Genomic DNA, 23,345 nt, shown 5'->3' on the forward strand with positions numbered 1-23,345 from the left:
ATAATGTTGATAAAGATTTCTTATAGCTTTTGAGTGTAAAAGCTGTAAGGAGTCTTTTTTATATTCCAAGACAATTCATGAGCTTTTTCTGTATTTAAATGAATATCCATATTTTTCTTTTTAGTCTTTAATATAGTCAATTTTTGAGCAAAAAGCGTAAGTATAGTTTCGTTTTTTTCCTAAAAGAGAATTAAACAGGGGAAAAACATAATCATAGTTTCGCTTTTATGTGGGATTCAGTATTTATGGTACGATGAGCGTGTAAAAAATAACTAATCATAAGGAGATTAACCCATGAGTCATGCTATTGGAATTGATTTAGGAACAACCTACTCAGCAGTATCTGTCTTGTCTGAAACAGGACAACCAACCATTTTAATGAATCAAGATGGTGATAATTTAACACCATCTGTTGTATTCTTTCAGTCATTTGATGGAAAGGATGAACCACTAGTAGGCATTCAAGCAAAAAACTTAGCTGCTAGTCAGCCAGAAAATGTCGTACAGTATGTAAAACGTCAAATTGGGAATCCGAATTGGAAATTTGATTCACCGAGTGATGTTGTCTATGGTGCAGAGGAAATTTCAGCTATTATCTTAAAGCGTTTAAAAGAGGGTGCAGAAAATGCTTTAGGAGAGGAAATCAAGGATGCAGTTATTACTGTTCCCGCTTACTTTGATGATGCAAGAAGAACTGCAACAAAACATGCGGGAGAAATAGCTGGTTTAAATGTTTTACGAGTGTTAAATGAACCGACGGCTGCTGCCCTTGCTTATGGAATTTCATCGGAAAAGAATGAAACAGTGCTAGTATATGATTTAGGTGGGGGAACCTTTGACGTTACTCTAATGAAAATTAATAATGGAGAGTTTGATGTTATTGGAACAGACGGAGACCGTAACCTGGGTGGATTTGACTTCGATAATGTTTTATCTATGATTATTGCAGAAAAAATGGAAGCTCAAGGAGCAGAAGATATCTATACAGATGAAAAAATTACAGCAGTTTTACGTGAAAAAGCAGAATCTGTCAAACGTTCATTAACTACAGTTGAGCAAACAAATGTGTTTGTGGATTACAAGGGTAAAAACTACAAAATACCTGTGACTCGTTTAGAATTTGAAGAAGCTTCGAAAAGTTTAATGAATCGTACAGAAGAATTGTTGGATGATGTTATGGAGGAGTCTGGTTTAGCATGGAGCGAAGTAGATCGTGTTCTCCTAATTGGTGGTTCGACTCGTATGCCAATGGTTCATAAGAAGTTGGAAGAAAAATTTGGACGTCAAATTACCTATTCAATTAATCCTGATGAAGCAGTAGCTCAAGGGGCTGCAATTCAAGCCGCATTAGAAATGGCTGGAAAAGGAGAAGGTTCTGAAGTATTAAGAGAGCTCTCTAGTAAAGTAAATATTTCTGATGTTACTTCACAAGCTTTAGGGATTATCGCATTAACTAATGATGTTAGAAAAAATTCTGTTATTATACCTAAAAATGCGAAGGTTCCTAATAAGTATTCTGGAGTGTTTTATACACGTTCTAACAATCAAGAAAATGTTTTGGTGGAAGTGACTCAGGGAGATGACGAAGATTTAGAATTTGTGACAATTATTGGAGAAAGCCTCATTAAGTTACCGGGTACATGGCCTGCTAGAACTCCTTTGAAGGTAACATTCCATTATGATGTAGATCAAACTGTTTTTGTGGAACTTCATGATGAATCTAATAATTTGTTAGGAACTTTTGAAATAGAACGCCAAGCAAATATGAATCAAGGCGAATTAGAACAAGCTAGTCGTCGTATTAGAGAATTAACGATTGATTAAAGGAGAATAGAGAAATGTCTTTTGTAAACTATTATGAAGAATTAGGAATAGAGAGAACAGTTTCACTAGAAGAGGTGAAGCAAAGTATTAAAGCAAATCGTAAACGTTACAGACAACTGACAGGTTCTCCAAATATTGACCAACGGTCAATGGCTGAGAGAAAAATGAATATTATAGCGGATGCTGAAAAAGTGTTTGAAAATGAAGAAACCCGAAATGAGTACGATGCACAACTGGCTCAAGAGGCACGAAAAGCCACTCCAGAACCAACACCGAAATTTTATACTAATGAAAGTAATGATGGAGAGGTAGATTACTTTAGATTTGCTAGAGAAGCTTACTATCAAGGAAATAGAACATTAGCTATATCTTATGCGGAGGAAGCGTTGAAGTTTTCGAGAACAAACGCTGATTTATGGAGCTTTAAAGGACGTCTATGTTTAGAAGCTGGTGATTATAATGCAGCAGAATTAGCAGCCAGCGAAGCTTATCGACTTAATCCATCAAATCCAGATTCATTAGAATTGCGTGGGGATATTTATCGAGAAAAAGGAGATATTAAAGGAGCGGTATCGAGTTACCAACAAGCTTATGAACAATCTAAAAATATCTACTATATCGTATTAAAAGCTAAGGTGCTATTTGAGAATAAATTATATAGAGAGGTCATTACGGAGTTGACAAGACTCATGAACAATCACCCTTCAGAAGTAGAGGAACGAGGGGCTATTGTATATGAATTACTCGGTAAATCTTATTATAATGAAAAAGCATATAAGGATTCTTTAGCGATTGCGAAAAAACTTTTAAATGTGAGTCCATTCTTTTCAGATCATGTTTTCTATATATACGCACTATGTAAGGTTGACCCATTAGAAGCTGAAAAGGAATTAGAAGTTCTAAAAAATAAGCATTCAAAAGAAAGTGATTTTTATGAAGATTATGGAGCGTTATTAATAGATGTTTATTTTGCTAAGTTAAAAATTGCAAAAGATACATCTACGGAAGAATTTTTTGGAAAAACTTTAGAACGTAATCGAATTAAAGAAGAAACGGTTCTTGATAATAAAGAAAAGGTAGAAATAACTAAAGCCTTCCTTCATAAGGTGAAATCAGAAGAATTGGAACATAAATACATTTCATCACAAACTCGTAGTTTACTAACGGTTATTGAAGAGAGATATAAATATGCATCGAAAAGACACTCGAGTGGAGGATGCTTGGCGCTGATTCTTCTATTTGTATTGAACTGGATTGTCAGTGCATTTTTTGCAAAAATCGTTCACGACTTCGTTATGAGTAATATAATTAGTTTAGCTATTTTAAGCTACTTGATTGTATATTTATTCTATCCAAAAGGTTATCAATTAAATCGTAGAAATAAGGGGAAATAAGCATGAGTGAAGCAGTGTTAAATGAAAAAGTATCTTACATTGTAGATAAGGTTGAGAATATAGAATCCCTAATTACTCGTCGTTTGTTAGAGGATAAAGAGAAAAATTCTTTAATTGAGGAACTTAAGAAGCATTTGATTTACCGCCAAGAACTAGATAAAGGTGCTAAATTTGCTCCTTTAATGGTAGAAATTTTGAAAGTAATGGATCGATTAAAATCTGATGATATTGTTCCTAGTGTTGAGTTTATAAACTCTGTCTATGAAGAGTTACTTCAAGTATTATCGCTCAATGGTCTTGAAGCAATTGATAATAGTGGACTCCTTAATCCTAGCATTCATGAAGTGATATCTGTTGTCCCAACTTTTGATAAAATAGATGACAATCGAATTATAGCAGTATTGGAAGAGGGTTATTTGTTAAATAATAGAGTGTTACGTCCAAGTAAGGTTATTATTGCTCAATATCAATCATTGGGATAAGAGAATGAATTTTTTATTAGAATTAATTAATACGCTACTGGGTGTTTTTGGACTTCAGATTGTTAAAATATCTTCTTCGTTTAACCAAAAAAGAGCTCAACGGACATTAGACTACCATCGTTTGCCTACTATTTCTAAAGCATCAAACGATGGTAAGATGACAGGGTTTGAGCCACAAATATTAGAGAACTATTTTTTGAATCAATTCGAATTAATGTTTGGAGAACCAGGAAAAGGGTTGAGTGCTTCAAATTTTGACAATAAAATGATTCAATTAGGACAAGAAGGAGAATTGAATTTTGCTAAGTCACTGCAAAAGAAAAATCTTTTAAATCGTCTAGTAACATTTTGGTCGGTTCATAATTTAGGAATAGGTGATGAAAAGATTCCTGCTGATGTAGATTGTGTAATTGTTTCAGGCAATACCATTTGGTTGATTGATTTGAAGTTATATGCCTCGGGGGATGTGATTTATCGTAGTGATAGAAAATTTTTGTATACTATTGATGTAACAACTGGATCTCTAGTAGGAAAACCGAAAAAAATGTCTCATAATATGAAATTTGCACAGGAAAAATTTTCTAAAAAATTTGAAAATCTATTAAGATATTATAAATTAGAAACTCGTGTTGTTTTAATGCCTACAAAAAAAGGTGCAGGTCAGATTGATAAGGTATACTGGCCTGGTAATATTCCTGCAATTACATTGGAAGATATGTTGTTAGAATTAGAGCAAGAACCACCATTTAAAGACACGATAGGTGGGCAAATGATTCGTCAAACTTTTAGCTTATTATTGAAACGATGAATAAAGGAAATTACTCCATAGCGATATTCCTAGTATTTTCAAGAGGTTTATAGTATGATCTTTCGTGGCGTTTTGAATGCTCGAGGTTCGCAACCATCCCTCGATTCAAAAAACTAGGAGGAAAAGAAATGAAACAAAACAATGTAAAAGTGTTGATTATCAATGCAATTGTAGCAGCATTATATGTGGTGATTACAACAGTATTTGCCTTTATGTCTTTTGGAAATATCCAATTCCGTATTTCAGAAATGTTAAACCATTTATTTGTATTTGATAAAAAATATGGATACGGGATTATTGCGGGTGTTATTTTAGCCAATACTATTTTTATGTCTAGCTCTGGTTTAGGAGTATATGATTTAGTATTTGGTTTAGGACATTCTATTTTATCTTTAGTGATTGGTTCATTCGTGTTCCGATTTGCTAAAGATTTAAAAGGCAAAATGTTATTGTTATCCATCGTATTTAGTGTGATGATTTTCTTAGTGGCTATTGAGTTAAAACTTGTATTAGAATTACCATTTTGGTTAAGCTACTTTGAAACTTTTGTTGGTGAAATTGTAGTCATGTTAGTGGGGATTCCAGTTATGTTAGCAGCCGACAAAGCAATTGGTTTTACAAAACAAATGAATGCATAATATAAGTTTTAAAAGGTATATTCGAGAAATCGGGTATGCCTTTTATTGTTAGTGGAAAATGTTGAAGGTTTGTTGATTAAAAAAGGCATTTCGTAACCTCATGACTTGTAAAAAAGTATAAAAGCATCTAAACTATAGTAGACTAAGAATCAGAAAAGAGGAATTTCAATGGAATTATTAAGTTTAACAGTAGGACGCCTACAAGAGAACGTGTATTTTTTAATTGATGAAAATAAAGAAACATTAATTTTTGATCCAGGTGCACAAGCGGAGGATATTAAAGAATTAATTGAAGAAGAAGGATTAAAACCAATTGCGATTGTGTTAACACATGCGCATGGAGACCACATTGGAGCAGTAGATGAATTAAGAAAAGCATACAATATTCCAATGTATATGAATGAAATTGAAAAAGAATTTTTAACGAATACAGATTTCAATCGTTCATTATATTCAAACGAAAATATTACAGTAGACCCTGCTGACGGATACTATCCAGAAGAATTAGGAAAATGGAAAATTGGAAGTTTTGAGCCTGAATTAGCGTTAATTCCAGGACATTCTCCAGGTAGTACAGTTTTTATCTTCAAAGATAATGGATTTGTGATTGGTGGAGATGTTTTATTCAAAGGTAGCGTAGGACGTAGTGATTTCTCATATGGTAGTCATATGACATTAATGGAAGGAATAGAACGTTATTTATTACCATTACCAGGAAATACAGTTGTTTTCCCAGGGCATGGTGAGCCAACAACATTACAAGATGAAATTGCAAGTAATCCATTTTTAAATGGAGCAACTAGATAGGACTCAGTAGGAGAATTCAAAATGATTTTTGATACACATACACATTTAAATGTAGAGCAATTCGAAGGAGAAGAAGCAGACGTTATTAAGCGTGCAAAGGAATTAGGCGTTACACGTTTTGCGATTGTCGGATTTGATACACCAACGATTGAAAAAGCTCTCCAATTAAGTGAAACATTTGAAGAAGTAGTGGCGATTGTAGGATGGCATCCGGTTGAAGCACATGCCTATACACCAGAAATTGAGAAAACATTAATCACACAATTAACCCATCCAAAAGTAGTGGCAATGGGGGAAATGGGATTAGACTATTACTGGGATGACTCTACACCTGAAGAACAAGAACGAGTATTCCGTCGCCAAATTGCCATTGCAAAAGAAATGAAATTACCGATTGTTATTCATAACCGTGATGCGACAGAAGATTGCTATCGTATTTTAAAAGAAGAAGATATTCGAGATATCGGTGGAATTATGCATAGCTATAATGGTGATGTGGAATATATGAAACGTTTCTTAGATTTAGGGATGCATATTTCTTTTAGTGGAGTAGTGACGTTTAAAAATGCTCCTCAAGTTCGTGAGTGTGCGAAAATCGTTCCACTAGATCGTTTTTTAGTGGAAACAGATGCCCCTTATTTAGCCCCTGTTCCGTATCGTGGAAAGAGAAACGAAACAGGATATACTCGCTATGTGGTTGAAACAATTGCTAAGGAAAGAGAAGTGGCTTGGGAAGAAATTGCTAAAGCATCGACAGAAAATGCAATGAAGCTATTTCGATTTGAAGAAAGAGGATTAAAATGAATCCAATTATAGTAGTGGAAGGGCGAGATGACACTCGCCGATTAAAGGAAGTTTTTCCAGAAATTGAAACGATTGAAACGAATGGTTCAGCTATTGATGACGAAACACTCGCTTTAATAAAAAAGGCAAGTGAAATTCGAGAAGTCATTGTATTTACAGATCCAGATTATCCAGGACAAAGAATTCGTTCGATTATTCAAGAAGCGATTCCGACCGTTAGTCATGCTTTTATTGAAAGAGAAGAAGCGGTTCGTAAAACGAATCATAAAAGTCTTGGAGTGGAACATGCTAGCGATGAAAGTATTCAAAAAGCATTGGAGCATGTATATAAGCCAGTAGCAGATCTTCAAGAAGAAATTTCTCAATCTGTGATTTTAGAATTAGGACTCATTGGATATCCTCATTCGTCTTATTTAAGAAAAGAAGTGTCTAAAGAATTACGCATTGGACATACAAATGGAAAGCAATTAACGAAACGATTGAAATTATTTGGCATTTCAGAACAACAATTACGAAATGCGGTACAAATTGTACAAGAAAGGAGTTAAAAAGATGTTTGAAAAAGATATTGCCACACCGACTCGAACACGTGAAATTATGGAACGCCATGGCATTAAAGTGAAGAAGAGTTTAGGGCAAAATTTTTTGATTGAACCGAATATTTTAACAAAAATGTTAGATGTGGCAGATGTTAACAAAGAAACAAATGTCATTGAAATTGGACCAGGAATTGGTGCATTAACGCAACGCTTAGCAAGAGCTGCTAAAAAAGTATTAGCGTTTGAAATTGATGGGCGATTAATTCCAGTCTTAGAAGATACTTTATCTGATCATGATAATGTCACTGTGATTCATGAAGATATTTTAAAAGTTGATTTAGAAACAGTGATTAAAGAACACTTCAATGTGGAGGAGAGATTATTAGTTGTAGCAAACTTGCCGTATTATATTACGACACCGATTATTATGAATCTCTTAGAATCAGGCTTACCAATTGATGGATTTGCGATGATGATGCAAAAAGAAGTGGCAGAAAGAATGACTGCTCAACCAAATTCAAAAGCTTATGGATCATTAACAGTGGCGATTCAATATTGGTGCCATGCTAAAATTGGATTTATTGTTCCGAAAACAGTTTTTAATCCAGCCCCAAATGTAGATTCAGCTATTTTAGTGTTGGAACGAAGAGAAGAACCTCTAGTAACGGTTAAAGATGAAGCTTTCTTTTTTGATTTAGTAAAAAATAGTTTTGTCCAACGTAGAAAAACATTATGGAATAATTTAGTTAAAGCTTATGTACCAGGAAAACTAACAAAAGAACAAATCCAAGAAGCTTTGGACTCTGTTTCGATTGAACCAAATCGTCGAGCAGAAACATTAACGATTGAAGAATTTGCAGCCTTATCGAATCAATTACAACAATTTGTAGAAGAGTAACAATTGTTCACGGGAAAAGACAGAGAAAGTGATACATTTGTGTGTAATTGTTTTTGAAAGGATGGAGAAAAATGGAACAATGGGTTCAACGAAGTAAAGGAATTTTATTAACCTTTGGATTAGCAGTATTAGCTGTTATTTTAGGAGACGTAATGCCGGTTATTGGAAGTGCGGTATTTGCGATTATTTTTGGGATGTTAGTAAGTAATTTTTATACATTACCAAGTGATTTTAAACCAGGAATTAATTATTCCGCTAAAAAATTATTACATTATTCGATTATTGCATTAGGGTTTACAATGTCATTTGCTCAAGTGCAGCAAACAGGATTAGAGTCTTTACAAGTAACGCTTGTTACGATTGTGGCAGCCTTCTTAACAGCAGCTTTTGTAGGAAAATGGTTAGGCTTGTCTGATCATTTACGAACATTAGTAGGATTTGGAACAGCTATTTGTGGAGGTTCTGCGATTGCAGCAGCTTCTCCTATTATTAAAGCAGATGATGAGGAAATTGCCTTATCAATTTCAACCATTTTCTTATTTAATATTATTGCTGTTTTCTTATTCCCGTTTTTAGGGCATGTGTTACAAATGACAGATGCACAATTTGGAATATTTGCAGGGACAGCAATTAATGATACTTCAAGTGTCGTCGCAGCTGGTTATAGTTATGGTAGTGGAGCAGGAGATATTGCTACCATTGTAAAATTAACACGTGCGTTGATGATTTTACCAGCTTGTTTAATTTTGTCACTTATTGAGGCAAGACGTCAAAAGAAATCTGGGGAATCTGTAAATTGGAAGAAAATTTTCCCAATGTTTATTTTATGGTTTTTAGTTGCCTCTGTTGTGACAAGTGTGGGAATTTTCCCTAAAGAATTTATCCCATATGCAAAATTAGCTTCTAAATGGTTAATGGCAATGGCGTTAGCAGGAATTGGTTGCCAAGTATCATTTAAGAGTTTCCGTGAAGCGGGAGCTAAACCGATTGCTACAGGGTTAGCAACTTGGTTTGTGGTAGGAGCGACTAGTTTATTGATTCAATATTTTGTAATGAAGTAATCCCTGAATAAAGGAGAGTTTATGAAGCGCCTATTGAGTTTAGGATTTTGGATAGGTTTGATTTATATTTTGATTTTTTCGAAGGTAAATGAGGTTCAGTCGTTTGTAAATACTTCGATGGTTGGAGTTTATTTGCATGTGGTGATGATTTGCTTGTTAATTGTCGGATTTTTCGCCTATCTGTTAAGAATCATTCATTTCTTATTTGTGTCGTAGAATAGAAAAATAAAAGATTTGTTATGAAGTAGCAACGGACGCCAGCAGACCTGCGGTCTCATGGCTAAAATTTGAGCCTTGGTCTCAAATTTTCCGACAACTAAAACTGCTATTGCAGTTTTAGTTGCTTGTGCTATCATGACAAATCTTTTATTTTTCTATTTATTTTTTGAACGATGGCAGCTTTGTAAAAGAGAATCTCATGCTTTTATGAGAAGTTCTTTGTATGTCTACTTCTGTTTGCAAAGGTTGCCCAGTCTATGTGGCGGGCGTTGCACCAGTGGGCGGTTGTGTGTGGAAGAATGATGTCTGTTTGGCGTAATGCTTCTGTGTTTGAAACGCCTAATAGTGTGTAAATATTTTTTAATTGATTCTTCCAGTCATTAACGGTTTGAATGGCTGTTGGGAGGGAATCTTGTGGGCGAATTAAATGTAAAAATTCTCCAGACATTCCTACAGCACTTGCTCCTAGAGCAAGACATTTTACGATATCTAATGGTGAATGAATGCCCCCAGAAGCAATGAGTTCACAAGGTAAATCATAACCTTCTACTAAGGACTGAACCGTTGTTTGTCCCCAGTCCTCTAATTCATCATATAAATTATCTTCTCTTCGAGCATTTTCAATGGCTGCAAAATTTGTGCCTCCACGTCCACTAATATCAATCGTTTGAACTCCGATATTGATTAGTTCTTGTATGGCTTCTCTACTAAATCCAAATCCGACTTCTTTAACAATAACAGGAACGTCTACATTAGTTACTATTTCCTCAATATTTTTTAACCAATGATGGAAAGAGCGATCGCCTTCTGGCATCACTAATTCTTGTAACGTGTTCACATGAATTTGAATCCCATTTGCTTCAATAAGATCAATTGATTTTTTAGCAGATTCAACTGTATAATGTGCTCCTAAATTCGCCAATACAATTCCATTAGGATTCTCTTTTCGGATAATGGTGAAGCTTTCTGCAGTAGAAGGGTCTTTCATGGCAATACTCATCGAACCAGTTGCCATCGCAATTCCAGTTTCATGCGCCAATTGTGCTAGTCGTTGATTAATGAGAGTCGTTCTAGGACTTCCACCAGTAATTGCATTAATGAAAAATGGAGTTTCTAAAGTGAATCCTGCCATTTTTGTTTGAAGAGAAACTTCATCTACAGCCATTTCAGATAGAGGATGATGGACAAAACGAGTTTGTCGTAATTCTAAATTCGACTGTGATTGATATTGTTGAGTCGCATGCCCCACATGTTCATCTTTTCTTTTCATTTGTTGTGTATAGGCTTGTGTCATGAGAGCTCCTTTCTAATAGCGCCTTTTGAAGGGGCTATTTCTAAGTTTAGTGGAAGAATACCAGCTTTTTCCCATTGGTTTGTGATGGTGTCTTCTTGTTGTGGTTTTGTAATAAAGCAAATCCCACAATCGCCTCCGCCAGCTCCAGAAGTTTTGGCACTTGCGTTTTCTTGAATCGCAATTTGGCAAAGTTTTGTTAAGGATGGAGTTTCGAGGATGATATTCATCTCTTTAGCAAAGTCTAATAAGAGAGCTCGATTATCCGTAATTCCTTGTATAAATGCTTCTGTATCTTCTTCTGTTAAAGCAGTCGCTATCTGGTTTAAAATCGCTGTGTTTTGTTTTAAAAATTGTTGGTAATACGCATCCTTTTCTGCTTGCGTTCTTGTATGAGTGACAGATGATACGAACGAAGAAGTGTCGGCTTTTTCCTTTGTCCATCCAACAAGCATTTTTAGTGCTGTTGGTAAAGATAATGGTTGAATGACTAAGCCTGTCCATTCTTTGTCGACAACTTCTGAAATGGAATGCTGTTGCAATTGTTCTTGAATCCATGTTGCATCAATTCGTTGGTATAAAATGATACCTCCAAAGGCACTAGAAGCAATATCTCCTAAGGAACCATTACTACCAAGCAGAGTATTGGTAATGGCTGCTAATTTATAAACGAGTAGAGGCTCAACAGGAATATGATGCCATTGTAAAATAGCGTCAATGGTCGCAACAACGACAGCTCCACTAGAGCCAAGACCGAATTTGATATTTGAGTGAATATCGTCTAATTGGCTTGTCACTTTCAAATGATAGAGCTCTTCATTCCAATAGTTTCGTTGTTTCGCGTAAGTTTCGGCAACTTCAATTGCAGTAGTCATTAATGTATATGGATGATTTTCTTCGATTATTTGTAAAAGTTCTTGTTCCCTTTTCCAATGAAGCATCAAATCCGGTTGTTGAGTGGAATAAATTGTTCCAACTTCTTCGAGGGAAGGAGTTAAGTCAACGGTTAAATAGCGATTGATAGCTGCAATAAGTGCCGGTTGTCCTGGAGTAACGACTGCATATTCACCAGCAATAAATAGTTTTCCAGGAGCTGTAGCTTGTATATTCATAGTTAAATTCCTTTTTGATTGAAATGTTGAATGCTTTCTTGCCATTCTTCTTCTGTTAAAGTTCTCATTGCTTCTCCTGGAAGAGAGGAAATGAGTTTTTCAGAAGCAAAATACTGTTTGAAATGGTCACGGATTTTGTCTAAATCACTTGCTTTACAAAGCACTTTTACATTCGGACCAGCATCCATTGTGTAATAAGCAGGAATTCCTAATACTTCACGTAAGTAAACGACTTGTTGCTGAGCAATCAGACTATCTGGTTCAAAATAACAAAATGGAGGTTGACTTGCAAGCATTGTCGCATGCATTTTCATTCCGTTAAATTCGGCGATTTCTCCCATTCGTGTAAAGTTTTTCTCTTGGATGGCTGTTTTAATCTCTTCTAAATCAGTTTTTGCACTTTCTACCCAAGCAGGATAGAAAGGAGAAGTGGCAACTGTTTGTTCCATTCCAACGCGGCTGGAGATTTTTTTAGCAGCTCCATTAACAACGACGATGAGCATTCCAATATCCCAAGAAGCATCATCAATAGGAATCGCCATACTATCTTCTGAATTCGTTCCTTGAGTCCATTCAACAAAGCCACCAAATAAACTTCTCGTAGAACTTCCACTTCCACGACGAGCATATGTTGATAATTCACTTCTTGATAAATCCCATCCTATTGCCTGATGCATTGCTCCTGCTAAAGCTGCAAAAGCTGAAGCAGAACTTGCTAAACCAGCTGCAGTAGGAACAAAGTTATAACTCTCAATACGAGCAAATCGTGTTTCCTTTGCAGGAATACGGAATAAATTTAAAAATTTTGAAATTTTTTGTGTTTCAGCTTCTTGTTGCAAAACATTATTTAGATAAAATTCATCTTTTTCTAAAGTTTCATCTAAAGTAATTTTTGTATCGGTATAAAAAGCCTCTAATGTGAGGGATAAGCTACTATTCATTGGAAGAAATAATGCTTTATCTTTTTTTCCCCAATATTTAATCAGTGCAATATTTGTATGCGCACGTGCAATTCCTGTTGTTTTCATATAAGCTCCTTTTTATTCATTGGAAAATGAATGTGTCCATGTTTGTACAGCTCCTGCTTTTTGTAAAGCTTCAGTAATTTTTTGTGCTTCTTCAAGATTTGTTGCAAGAGCAATCATACAGCCACCTAGTCCGCCACCTGTCATTTTGGCACCAATCGCTCCATTTTCAAGAGCCGTTTGAACAAGATGGTCTAACGTTTCGTTTGATACTTCTAATTGTTGAAGAAGTGTATGGTTTTGAGTTAAAAGACTTCCTAATGTATCAACGTCTCCTTTTGCTAGACAAGTTTTAGCAGTGTGTACTAATACTCCAATTTCTTCTATGATTTTTTGAGTAGAAACGGGTTCTTGTTGGATTTTTTCTTGTACGGCTTGAACGGCTTTTAGGGTTTGTCCTGTAATACCCGTATCTCCCACAATTAAAGTTCCTTTTAGTTGAATAGACAGAGGTTGTAAAGCTTCTCCTTTTATAAAAAATACGGCTTCTTTTCCACTAGTCGTTGCGGTATCAATACCGCTTGGATTTCCATGAGCGATTTTTTCAGAAGCTTGTACAATTTCGAATAATAATGGTTCGCTTAAAGGAACATTGTAATAATCAAACAATCCTCTCACTACCGCTACTGAAACAGCTGCGCTTGATCCCATGCCACGTTCTGCAGGAATTGAAGAAGTAATCGTAATCTCAATAGAAGGTGCTTGTACGAAGGATGCCTCTCCTTTTTCTACTTTCCCATTATTCCAATACGAACGAGTAGTAGGCGTAATTCCTAATTCAGGACGAAGTTGTTCAATTTGATTCAATGCTTCATGGATCGTAAATTTTAAACTTTTCAATACTTCCGGCATTTCATAAGCTAATCCACTATAAAAGTCGCAATGAATACTTAGTGGATGGGAGCTTGGTTGAATATTTGCTTGAACCGACACACCGGAAAAAGGAATGGCAATCGCAGGTTGATGATGGACGACTGCATGTTCCCCCATTAAAATGACTTTTCCAGTAGACTGTCCTATACCGGAAGCTGTTGTATATTCCATGATAAAACTCCTTCATAATTTCTCTTATTTATCATACTAAAAACCACTAAAGGTGTAAACGAACAAGCGAGGATTTAAAGGAAATTTAAAGACCCAATTGTTAGTCATCCTAAAAAAACTATGGTAAAATACGCAAGAAAAGCAATTCAATAAAAGGAGAGAATCGTTGTGACAGACACATCGACGTATTATCATATTAGCCGAGATGAATGGAAACAATATCAAAACGCTCATCACTTGGCATTAACATTACACGAATTAGAACATTTAACATCATTGAATGATAGAATTTCATTAATTGACGTACAAGAAGTATATGTACCCTTATTAGATTACTTTGATATCTATTATCAAAAACATGGACAAATTCACGAACAAGAACAATATTTCTTAAAACAACCGAAGAAAAAAGTTCCATTTATTATTGGAGTTTCAGGAAGTGTAGCAGTTGGGAAAAGTACAACAGCACGTTTAATGCAAACAATGCTCCAACAAAAATATCCAGAATTAACGATTGAATTGATGACAACGGATGGATTTTTATGGCCAACAAAGGATTTAGTGGAAAAAGGGATTTTACACCGAAAAGGATTCCCAGAAAGTTATGATATGGAATCATTAGTGAATTTCTTACTGGATATTAAAACAGGAGAAGAAGCTGTTGAAGCTCCGGTTTATTCTCATGAAATTTACGATATTATTCCCAATGAAAAACAAGTTATTTATCCACCTGATATTTTAATTGTGGAAGGAATTAATGTATTACAATTACCACCAAATCGAGAAATTTACGTCAGTGATTTCTTTGATTGGTCGATTTATGTAGATGCAGAAGAAAATCTGATTGAAAAATGGTACTTAGAACGTTTCGAATTATTAATGGAACGAGCAAAAACTCAACCCGATAATTTTTATTACCAGTTTGCGATTGGAGATCGAGAAGAAGCGATTGCTATGGCAAAAGATGTATGGAAAAAAACGAATTTGAAAAATCTAAAGGAATATATCTTACCAACAAAAGGACGTGCAGACTTTATTTTGCATAAAACATACGGACATCATATTGACTATGTTCAAGTGAAGAAATATTAAAAAATGGAAGAAGAACTCGCAGGATAGATGTCTCTGTGGGTTCTTTTTTTGAATGGAAGGATAATACATGAAAAATGAGAAAATTTAATAAAAATCCGAACGAATTTTATAAATATTTAAGGTAATTTTCGTGAATTTCTGCTACAATATAGATAATAAGACTAAGGAGGCTTTTTATGTCAACAAGAACCACTTCGTTAGAAAAAATTATTGTATTAGATTTTGGAAGTCAGTATAACCAACTGATTACACGTCGTATTCGTGAGTTTGGAGTATTCAGTGAGTTACTTCATAATGATATTACAGCCGAAGAAATCAAAAAGCATGGAAATGTAAAAGGGATTATTTTCTCTGGAGGGCCTCATAGTGTTTACGAATCGGGTGCTTTTACAGTAGATCCTGAAATTTTTGAATTAGGAATTCCGGTATTAGGAATCTGTTATGGAATGCAGTTGACAACTCATTTATTTGGAGGAACTGTTGAATCTTCACCGACAAGAGAATATGGTCCTGCAAAAGTAGAAGTATTTAATACAGATTCAGGAATTTTCCAAGGATTATCTACTTCAGAAGAAGTCTTAATGAGCCACGGTGACAGAATTACAGCTATCCCTGAAGGTTTCACTGTAACAGCTTCGAATGACCACACACCATTTGCAGCATTTGAAAACCCAGAACGAAATATTTATGGCGTACAATTCCATCCAGAAGTACGTCACAGTATTCATGGTAATGATATGTTGAAAAACTTTGTGTTCAATATTTGTGGTGCAACAGGTGATTGGACAATGGCAAACTTCATCGAGATGGAAATTGAAAAAATCCGTGAAAAAGTTGGCAATAAAAAAGTATTATTAGGTTTATCAGGCGGAGTTGACTCAAGCGTTGTAGGTGTCCTATTACAAAAAGCAATCGGCGACCAATTAACATGTATTTTTGTAGACCACGGCTTACTTAGAAAAGACGAAGGCGACCAAGTAATGGAGAGCTTATCTGGGAAATTTGGCTTAAATATTATTCGTGTGAATGCCCAAGAACGTTTCTTATCCAAACTAAAAGGCGTTAGTGATCCAGAACAAAAACGTAAAATTATTGGAAATGAATTTGTTTACGTATTCGATGATGAAGCAGCAAAATTAACAGATGTGGATTTCTTAGCACAAGGAACTTTATATACAGATATTATCGAATCCGGAACAAAAACAGCTCAAACTATTAAGTCTCACCACAATGTAGGAGGACTACCAGAGGATATGCAATTTGAATTAATTGAACCTCTGAATACATTATTCAAAGACGAAGTTCGTGCCTTAGGAACAGCATTAGGTATGCCAGATTCAATCGTATGGCGCCAACCATTCCCAGGACCAGGACTAGGCATTCGAGTACTAGGAGAAGTAACTGAAGAAAAACTAGAAATCGTACGAGAAAGTGATGCCATCTTAAGAGAAGAAATTGCTAAAAACGGACTTGAAAGAGATGTATGGCAATACTTCACAGTCTTACCAGGAATCCGCAGTGTCGGAGTAATGGGAGACGGAAGAACCTATGATTACACAATCGGCATTCGTGCAGTAACAAGTATTGACGGCATGACAAGTGACTTCGCTAGAATCCCATGGGAAGTCTTACAAACGATCAGCGCAAGAATTGTTAACGAAGTCGGACATGTAAACCGAGTGGTGTATGACATTACAAGTAAACCACCTGCTACGATTGAGTGGGAGTAGGATGGGGGAAGACTTTAGCCTGGAGTATGTTGCTCCGGGCTTTTTATGTATAAGAAAGATAGAGATAATTATTGTGTATATTAATTTAGTATTGCAAACTAAATAGGTATTAAATTTGATTTAAATAAAATGGAAAGATAAATAATGTGAGAAAATAATGATATACTATAGCTGAAAAGTGACTATAAATATTTAGAGGGAGTTTATATATGAAAATAAAAAAGATAGAATTAAATAATTTTAAAAGATTTACTCATCTAACAGTTGAAGAGATACCTGAAACTACTAAATTAGTTGTCTTAGTTGGACCTAATGGTTCTGGAAAGACATCTTTTTTGGAAGCTTTTCTTCATTATTATAAATATTATGGCTATGCTGATGTAGGAGATTTTAATTATCTTCGAAAAAAAGAAGGAAATATAAATCATAAAGATAGTTCATGGTTTGAAGAAGTTGGACAATTAGTAAATATAGATTACCATGATATAAATTTGCCTAAAGGTAAAATAAATCTATCAGAAGTAAAGGGGCACTTTTATTTTAGAAGTGCATATAGAAATGAATCGGAATTTTATATTGATGTTATTAGTAAACAACAAGATCCGTTAAACAATAATAGATTACAGTCATTAATCCAAAATGATAAAACAGTTTCTGAGAATTATCAGAGATTAATTTCAAATACTGTATTGGAAGTCTTTAACAATAACGATGATAAGAAATTGGTTAATGAATTAAGAAATGAATTAATTGGTAAAATACAAATAGCTATTAGAAATATATTTGATGATTTAGAATTTTCTTCGATTGGAGATCCTCTGATTAATGGAAATTTTTATTTTACAAAGGGAGTCTCAGAAAATTTTCAATATAGTAATCTTTCTGCTGGAGAAAAGTCTGCTTTTGATTTAGTATTGGACTTGGTTATACAATCAACATATTATAAAAATGCTATATATTGTATTGATGAGCCTGAAGCTCATATGCATACTCAATTACAAGGAAAGGTTTTACGTGAATTATTAAAACTTATTCCGAATGATTCTCAATTATGGATTTCTACACATTCAATAGGTATGCTTAAAGAGGCAGAAGAGATTGAAAAACAATTTGAAGGGACGGTTGTCTTTTTAGATTTTGGGGATAAAGATTTTGATATGGAGCAAGTCATAAAACCTAAACGAATTGATAAAATTTTAATGAATAAATTTTATGAGTTGGCTTTGGGTGATTTTTCTAAATTAATTTTACCCAATATTGTGGTTTTTTGTGAAGGAACTTCTGGTGGTGGGCACCGAAAGAATTTTGATAAAACAATTTATTCAACAATATTTGAGGAAGAGTATCCAAGGGCTTTGTTTATTTCTGGAGGTTCTTGTGAAGATATAAAAAATATTGAAAGAAATCACGGTGAGATAATTAGTAATTTATTAAAAAATGTTAAAGTTATTAAGGTTATAGATCGTGATGATCTTAGCTCAAATGAAGTTGAAGAATTAAAAGATAAAGGAATTACAGTTCTTAGGAAACGTAATCTAGAATCGTATCTTTTAGAAGATGAGGTTATTTATAAATTGTGTGAGAAATATCGAACAGTTGAAAATTATGATAATTGTATAAAAATAAGAAATGAAGAAATGCAAAAATCAATTGAAAGAAATAATCCAATAGATGACTATAAATCTGCTAGAGGTTCAATATATACTAGGTTAAAAACAGAGTTGCAACTGACTCGGTGTGGAAATAATGCTGATGCATTTATTCGAGATACATTGGCACCTTTAATTACTAAAGATATGGAAGTATATAAACAGTTAAAAGTAGAAATATTTGGTTCAGAAGAACTTGGATAAAAATAAATATAAATTATTAAATTTGAACTTAAGGGAGTATTATGAGTTTATTATTAATAATTCTAATATTTTGAAAAAAGATTTTATTGAATTTTCCGGTCAGAGATTTGAAAAACTTATATTTTTGGAAAATAAAGAGGAAGAGTTCCAAATTCATTTAGAAGAACATTACAGATTTGTTCCATATGAAAATTATGTAAGAGATATAGAAAGCAATGTATATAAAGGATATAACACTTCTATGATTACAGATGATTTCCGAACTACGTCAGAAAGATTATTTGAGAAATATTGTGAAAAGAACGGAAATGTAAAATATGTCTATAAAAATGGTGATAGTGGGCAACAATATTTATCAATAGTTTATAGAACAAAATTTGATAAACAGAGGTTATTTTATCCGGACTATGTTGTCCAATTAGAAGATGGCTCTATTTGGTTAATTGAAACAAAAGGTGGAGAAAGCAGAGGCCAAAGTAAAAATATTGATATTCAAATAGAAAATAAATTGGAAGCGTTTAAGTATTTTGCGAATAAACATGGGTATAATTTTGGCTTTATCAGAGGTAAAAATGATGAACTTTATTTTAATAATAATGAGTATGTCGATGATATGAATGATTTTAGATGGTTGTTGTTAGAGGAGATTTGGTGATAATTTATGTTGAAAAAAGAAAAATTAAGGAAAGCATGTTTCAGGGCTATAGATAATATATTGTATGAAGGTACGACAGATGTAGAATTGTTTAATCGGGCTTTTGAAATTGATTATTTAAAAGATGAGGATGTGAGAGAAGAACTATGCAGTATGGTTTGCTCTTCTATTCAAAAAAATAGTTTTTCAGAATTAAAGGTTCATAAATTAGGGCATGTATTGGTACCAAAGAAGAGTTTGTCAGATTATAGAAAATGTGCTTTAATTGACATTTACGATGAAATTGTATATTTAACATTGGTAATTAGTATCGCCGACGAAATAGAAAAAATGAGAATAAACAAGAGCAAAGATAGAGTTTTTTCCTATAGATTTGGGAGTTTTAAAGGCAAACTTTTTGATAGCAAATTTCATTACACTGCTTTTAGACAAAGAACCTTAGAAAAAAGCAAATATACTAAAAATAAAGTTGTAGTGGAGTGTGATATATCGAATTTTTATGACAGATTGAATATTCATAGAATTGAATCTATCCTAAGATCTAATTCAAAAATTGATGAGAGTATAATTTCTTTAATAAATGAATTATTACTATACTGGGCAAATAGAGATTCTTATGGGTTACCTGTTGGTTCTAATGCTTCAAGGATACTTGCAGAGGTTGCTTTAATCGAAGTTGATAATTATCTTATCTCAAAAGGAATTGACTTCTGCCGATTTGTGGATGATTATAGGATTTTTGCTAAAAATGCATTCGAAGCTCATAGTAATCTTGCTTTACTAACATTGAAATTAAGCAAGGAAGGTATGTTTTTGAATACTCAAAAAACTAAAGTCAAAGATATTTCCAGCTATAACAAACAAAATCTTAGTAATGATATGGATAATGCTCAAAATGATGTTACTTTTGACGAAGTTGATGATGAGCATCCCAATCTTCCTAAAATAATAAGAGGTTATTCAGGTCTTATTCCCAGTAAATTTAGAAAATTATCTAATATAGAAATTGAAAAATTAAAAAAGAACGATTTGGATAAACTTATTAATGATGCTAATAACAGTATGTTGATTGAAGAAAAAACAATTACAGCAATTATACGTACTATAATTGCAAAAGAAGAATATAGAAGATTGACGGAACTTCCTAATATATTAAAAAAGTTTCCTCAATTCATACCATATTTTATTGATTCTGTAATAAAATGCGAAGGTATCAGTAAGGATGATTTAGTTAAAATTCAAAATGATTTTGAAGAATGGATGACAAATGTGGACGTGCCAGAATATATTCAAGTATATCTAGTAAGGATATATTCGACTCATTTACTTGAAAATAAAGAAATTTTGTTAAATTCATTTAGAAATTTGAAGAGAAATTCGGGAGATTATATTGGAAGAGCATTATTGGAATCTTTAGATGGAAAGCTCTCTAGAGGAGAATTACTTGAAATTAGAGATTATTATTATCGTGCAGATAAATGGGAAGAAAGGCAAATTTTAAAGATGATTAGCAGTAGCCTTTCAAAGGGTGAAAAAAGAGCATTTTTCAAAGATATTAAAATTCATGAAGATGATTATTTCATTAACAAAATAGTAAAGGATAAAGGTAATAGATAGACAAATATATTTTTTTGTAGAAGAGATATTTTTACTATAGTAAAAACAAGCAAAGTGGAGGTGTTTTGTGTTAGAGCAAATAAAAGGTATAAAACTAAAAGGTGCTAATTTTGTAAATCAGACAGAGTTAAAATTGTTTAATAGTACTAACGATAAAGTTGCAAAAGTGGCATTGGTTTATGGAAGAAATGGATCCGGTAAGAGTACTATTTCTAATGCCTTCAAAAAAGTAAAAGGGGAAGATATTTTAAATATTGAAACTGCAAGTTTATATGATAATGATTCACATGAAATTTCAATAGGTGAGTCTGGAGATAAGGCTATTTTTGTATTTAATGAAGATTTTGTAAATGATAAAGTCAAAATACAAGAGGAAGGTTTAGGCTCAATTATCATGTTAGGTGAAAAAGCGGATTTGACAGTTAAAATTGAGCAAGCAACAGAACAGTTATCTGAAGCAAAAGATATTCAAGTTGAAATTAAACAAAAAATAGAGGAGTATAGGGACGTTACAAACCTTAAATCACCATATTATTATAAAGAAAAAATGTGTATGACTTTAAAAAATGATGATGGATGGGCGGGTAGAGAACGGAGAATAAAAGAATCGCGTAGAAACGCTAATGTTCCAAAGGATAAATATTTAGAATTTGTGAATATTACTGCATCTAAATCAAGATTAGAACTACTTATTGATTTTGAAGAACAAATGAGAGAACTGGAAAAAGCTAAACAAGGTTCTGGAAAAATAATAGAGGAAATTATAAAAATTTCTGATGAATATATAAATTTTAACTATAGTGCAATAAGCAAATTATTAGAAGAAACGATGGAGAAGCCTCTTTTAAGTGAAAGAGAAAAGTATTTACTTAAATTAGTTGAAACTGGAGAAAAAGATTTTCTTCAAAAACAGCTTGACTATTTTGACAACGATGAAGTTCAATACTGCCCATTTTGTTTACAAGATATTTCAGATGATTATAAAGTTGATTTGGTGGCTAAAATTCAAAGTATTTTGTCGGATTTTGTTAAGGAACATTGTAGAAAACTTTCAGAATTTTTATTAGAAGAAATAAATTTTGATTTTACATCATTCATACAATTAAGTTCTCACCCTGAAAGTTGTGAGCTATTGAATAAATTAAATAAGACAATACAAGAGAACAATAGGGTAATTAATCAAAAAATAAATTCACCATACACTTCTACTTATGAAAAAATCACAGATATTACTTCTTTACTTATTGAACTGGAAAAATCGTTAAAAAATCTTGAAGAAGAGAGAGACGAGTATAATAAAAATGTAGTTAATACAAAACCGATTATTGATAGGTTAGTTTCTATTAATAATGAAATTGCATATTATGATATTGGGGATGATTATAAGAGATACCTTGCTCAATATAGTGAGTATGAAAAATTATCAACCGAAGAACAAAATGCTAATAAACTAGTAGACGAGAAATTGTCATTGTGTAAAAAATTAGAAGCTGAGCGCAAGAATATAGATATAGCTGTTGACTTGATAAACAAGGGATTAAAATATATTTTCTTTTCTAAAGAAAGATTAGAAATAATTGTTGAGAATGATAAATATAAGTTATTGTCTAATGGAAAACCAGTTTTGCCATCTAATATTTCTGTTGGCGAAAGAAATATAATTGGTCTTTGTTATTTTTTTGCAAGTATGCTTCAGGGGAAAGACGATAAAAACGCTTTTAAAGACGAATATTTAATTATAGTTGATGATCCGGTATCAAGTTATGATTTTGAGAATAAAATAGGAATTTTATCATTTTTAAAATTAAAGCTCTCACAATTTCTTAATGGTAATTTAAATTCAAAAGCAATTATATTAACGCATGATTTATTGACCTTTTTTGATATAGAAAAGATACTTGAGGAACTTCAAAAAGAATTTAATGATTCTTATGGAAAAAATAAAACAGTATTTAACTTATTTGAATTAAAGAAATGTAACTTAATAGAGTTCCAATATAAAAAGAGACACGAATATACGGAAATGATGAAAATGATTTATGATTATTCTATGGAAGGATGTTCTGATAATAGTATATTGATTGGAAATATTATGAGACAAGTTCTTGAAGCTTTTTCTACTTTTGAATATAAAAAGGGGATATCAGAAGTATCAACAGATAAAAGTATTATTAATAAATTAGATGATGAATATCAAAGTTATTTTAGCAATCTTATGTACCGTCTTATTTTAAATGGAGGAAGTCACAAGGAGGAAGAAACACGAAGCGGTAGATTGGATTTTTTTACAGTTATATCAGATGAAGAAAAAGTAAGAACTGCAAAAGACATCCTTTGCTTTATATATTTACTTAATAATCTACATGTAATTGCACATCTTGGGGATGTTAGTGAAGAACTGAATAAATGGTGTTCTGAAATAAAGAATAATTAGCTTGTACAAAATAGTTGG

20 protein-coding genes and 1 riboswitch are annotated in these 23,345 nt (G+C 33.1%); of the genes, 16 read left to right on the forward strand and 4 right to left on the reverse strand.

Going from position 1 to position 23,345, the window contains the following annotated elements; all coding sequences use genetic code 11:
- Positions 1-294 precede the first annotated feature (294 nt).
- The 10 genes from RWM24_RS02735 to RWM24_RS02780 all read left to right on the forward strand — a co-directional run bounded on the left by RWM24_RS02735 (position 295) and on the right by RWM24_RS02780 (position 9,255).
- Positions 295-1,824, forward strand: a complete 1,530-nt coding sequence (locus RWM24_RS02735) for an Hsp70 family protein (protein WP_314111284.1) — start codon at positions 295-297, stop codon at positions 1,822-1,824.
- A 14-nt stretch (positions 1,825-1,838) separates the two neighbouring features.
- Entirely contained in the window at positions 1,839-3,218 is a 1,380-nt protein-coding gene (locus RWM24_RS02740) for a tetratricopeptide repeat protein (protein ID WP_314111286.1), read from the forward strand.
- Between the two features lie 2 nt (positions 3,219-3,220).
- Complete coding sequence (locus RWM24_RS02745; RefSeq protein WP_314111288.1) at positions 3,221-3,700, forward strand: nucleotide exchange factor GrpE; 480 nt, start codon at positions 3,221-3,223, stop codon at positions 3,698-3,700.
- A gap of 4 nt (positions 3,701-3,704) precedes the next feature.
- A complete protein-coding gene (locus tag RWM24_RS02750) occupies positions 3,705-4,508 on the forward strand; it encodes a nuclease-related domain-containing protein (protein WP_314111290.1) in 804 nt (267 codons plus the stop codon).
- Between the two features lie 76 nt (positions 4,509-4,584).
- Positions 4,585-4,631, forward strand: a riboswitch (PreQ1 riboswitch).
- 5 nt (positions 4,632-4,636) lie between these two features.
- Positions 4,637-5,146 carry a QueT transporter family protein gene (locus RWM24_RS02755; protein ID WP_314111292.1) on the forward strand — a complete coding sequence of 170 codons (510 nt, stop codon included), beginning with the start codon at positions 4,637-4,639 and terminating at the stop codon, positions 5,144-5,146.
- A 168-nt stretch (positions 5,147-5,314) separates the two neighbouring features.
- On the forward strand, positions 5,315-5,953 hold the full coding sequence (locus tag RWM24_RS02760) for an MBL fold metallo-hydrolase (RefSeq protein WP_314111294.1): 639 nt from the start codon (positions 5,315-5,317) through the stop codon (positions 5,951-5,953).
- A 21-nt stretch (positions 5,954-5,974) separates the two neighbouring features.
- Positions 5,975-6,757, forward strand: a complete 783-nt coding sequence (locus RWM24_RS02765) for a TatD family hydrolase (protein ID WP_314111295.1) — start codon at positions 5,975-5,977, stop codon at positions 6,755-6,757.
- Complete coding sequence (gene rnmV / locus RWM24_RS02770) at positions 6,754-7,305, forward strand: ribonuclease M5 (protein WP_314111298.1); 552 nt, start codon at positions 6,754-6,756, stop codon at positions 7,303-7,305. Before RWM24_RS02765 ends, rnmV begins: the two co-directional genes overlap by 4 nt.
- Positions 7,306-7,309: 4 nt before the next feature.
- The gene (rsmA, locus tag RWM24_RS02775) at positions 7,310-8,194 is read left to right on the forward strand and encodes a 16S rRNA (adenine(1518)-N(6)/adenine(1519)-N(6))-dimethyltransferase RsmA (RefSeq protein ID WP_314111300.1); all 885 of its coding nucleotides are present in this window, start codon (positions 7,310-7,312) and stop codon (positions 8,192-8,194) included.
- A 71-nt stretch (positions 8,195-8,265) separates the two neighbouring features.
- Positions 8,266-9,255, forward strand: coding sequence for a YeiH family protein (locus tag RWM24_RS02780; RefSeq protein ID WP_314111302.1), 990 nt, complete (start codon positions 8,266-8,268; stop codon positions 9,253-9,255).
- 424 nt (positions 9,256-9,679) lie between these two features.
- On the opposite strand, the gene fni is transcribed toward RWM24_RS02780, so the two are convergent.
- From fni to mvk, 4 genes are read right to left on the reverse strand one after another with little or no spacing between them, the layout of a single operon-like run.
- A complete protein-coding gene (gene fni, locus RWM24_RS02785; RefSeq protein WP_314111304.1) occupies positions 9,680-10,768 on the reverse strand; it encodes a type 2 isopentenyl-diphosphate Delta-isomerase in 1,089 nt (362 codons plus the stop codon).
- Positions 10,765-11,877, reverse strand: a complete 1,113-nt coding sequence (locus RWM24_RS02790) for a phosphomevalonate kinase (RefSeq protein WP_314111306.1) — start codon at positions 11,875-11,877, stop codon at positions 10,765-10,767. Before RWM24_RS02790 ends, fni begins: the two co-directional genes overlap by 4 nt.
- 2 nt (positions 11,878-11,879) lie before the next feature.
- Positions 11,880-12,905 (reverse strand): diphosphomevalonate decarboxylase, encoded by a 1,026-nt coding sequence (mvaD, locus tag RWM24_RS02795; protein WP_314111308.1) that lies wholly within the window; start codon positions 12,903-12,905, stop codon positions 11,880-11,882.
- A gap of 12 nt (positions 12,906-12,917) precedes the next feature.
- Entirely contained in the window at positions 12,918-13,946 is a 1,029-nt protein-coding gene (gene mvk, locus RWM24_RS02800; RefSeq protein WP_314111310.1) for a mevalonate kinase, read from the reverse strand.
- Between the two features lie 168 nt (positions 13,947-14,114).
- Here mvk and coaA point away from each other — a divergent pair, with 168 nt between their 5' ends.
- The 6 genes from coaA to RWM24_RS02830 all read left to right on the forward strand — a co-directional run bounded on the left by coaA (position 14,115) and on the right by RWM24_RS02830 (position 23,327).
- Positions 14,115-15,038 (forward strand): type I pantothenate kinase, encoded by a 924-nt coding sequence (gene coaA, locus RWM24_RS02805; protein ID WP_314111312.1) that lies wholly within the window; start codon positions 14,115-14,117, stop codon positions 15,036-15,038.
- 176 nt (positions 15,039-15,214) lie between these two features.
- Positions 15,215-16,768, forward strand: a complete 1,554-nt coding sequence (gene guaA / locus RWM24_RS02810) for a glutamine-hydrolyzing GMP synthase (protein WP_314111314.1) — start codon at positions 15,215-15,217, stop codon at positions 16,766-16,768.
- A gap of 209 nt (positions 16,769-16,977) precedes the next feature.
- Complete coding sequence (locus tag RWM24_RS02815; RefSeq protein WP_314111316.1) at positions 16,978-18,621, forward strand: AAA family ATPase; 1,644 nt, start codon at positions 16,978-16,980, stop codon at positions 18,619-18,621.
- Positions 18,614-19,276, forward strand: a complete 663-nt coding sequence (locus RWM24_RS02820) for a hypothetical protein (RefSeq protein WP_314111318.1) — start codon at positions 18,614-18,616, stop codon at positions 19,274-19,276. Before RWM24_RS02815 ends, RWM24_RS02820 begins: the two co-directional genes overlap by 8 nt.
- A gap of 6 nt (positions 19,277-19,282) precedes the next feature.
- Complete coding sequence (locus tag RWM24_RS02825) at positions 19,283-20,893, forward strand: RNA-directed DNA polymerase (protein ID WP_314111320.1); 1,611 nt, start codon at positions 19,283-19,285, stop codon at positions 20,891-20,893.
- A 67-nt stretch (positions 20,894-20,960) separates the two neighbouring features.
- Complete coding sequence (locus RWM24_RS02830) at positions 20,961-23,327, forward strand: AAA family ATPase (RefSeq protein WP_314111322.1); 2,367 nt, start codon at positions 20,961-20,963, stop codon at positions 23,325-23,327.
- Positions 23,328-23,345: the final 18 nt, after the last annotated feature.

Source organism: uncultured Granulicatella sp. (assembly GCF_963516875.1).
GTDB lineage: Bacteria > Bacillota > Bacilli > Lactobacillales > Aerococcaceae > Granulicatella.

Bases quoted from the DNA above. Each gene is read 5' to 3' on its own strand.
- RWM24_RS02735 (WP_314111284.1), top strand. From the start codon at position 295: ATGAGTCATGCTATTGGAATTGATTTAGGAACAACCTACTCAGCAGTA.
- RWM24_RS02740 (WP_314111286.1), top strand. From the start codon at position 1,839: ATGTCTTTTGTAAACTATTATGAAGAATTAGGAATAGAGAGAACAGTT.
- RWM24_RS02745 (WP_314111288.1), top strand. From the start codon at position 3,221: ATGAGTGAAGCAGTGTTAAATGAAAAAGTATCTTACATTGTAGATAAG.
- RWM24_RS02750 (WP_314111290.1), top strand. From the start codon at position 3,705: ATGAATTTTTTATTAGAATTAATTAATACGCTACTGGGTGTTTTTGGA.
- RWM24_RS02755 (WP_314111292.1), top strand. From the start codon at position 4,637: ATGAAACAAAACAATGTAAAAGTGTTGATTATCAATGCAATTGTAGCA.
- RWM24_RS02760 (WP_314111294.1), top strand. From the start codon at position 5,315: ATGGAATTATTAAGTTTAACAGTAGGACGCCTACAAGAGAACGTGTAT.
- RWM24_RS02765 (WP_314111295.1), top strand. From the start codon at position 5,975: ATGATTTTTGATACACATACACATTTAAATGTAGAGCAATTCGAAGGA.
- rnmV (WP_314111298.1), top strand. From the start codon at position 6,754: ATGAATCCAATTATAGTAGTGGAAGGGCGAGATGACACTCGCCGATTA.
- rsmA (WP_314111300.1), top strand. From the start codon at position 7,310: ATGTTTGAAAAAGATATTGCCACACCGACTCGAACACGTGAAATTATG.
- RWM24_RS02780 (WP_314111302.1), top strand. From the start codon at position 8,266: ATGGAACAATGGGTTCAACGAAGTAAAGGAATTTTATTAACCTTTGGA.
- fni (WP_314111304.1), bottom strand. From the start codon at position 10,768: ATGACACAAGCCTATACACAACAAATGAAAAGAAAAGATGAACATGTG.
- RWM24_RS02790 (WP_314111306.1), bottom strand. From the start codon at position 11,877: ATGAATATACAAGCTACAGCTCCTGGAAAACTATTTATTGCTGGTGAA.
- mvaD (WP_314111308.1), bottom strand. From the start codon at position 12,905: ATGAAAACAACAGGAATTGCACGTGCGCATACAAATATTGCACTGATT.
- mvk (WP_314111310.1), bottom strand. From the start codon at position 13,946: ATGGAATATACAACAGCTTCCGGTATAGGACAGTCTACTGGAAAAGTC.
- guaA (WP_314111314.1), top strand. From the start codon at position 15,215: ATGTCAACAAGAACCACTTCGTTAGAAAAAATTATTGTATTAGATTTT.
- RWM24_RS02815 (WP_314111316.1), top strand. From the start codon at position 16,978: ATGAAAATAAAAAAGATAGAATTAAATAATTTTAAAAGATTTACTCAT.
- RWM24_RS02825 (WP_314111320.1), top strand. From the start codon at position 19,283: ATGTTGAAAAAAGAAAAATTAAGGAAAGCATGTTTCAGGGCTATAGAT.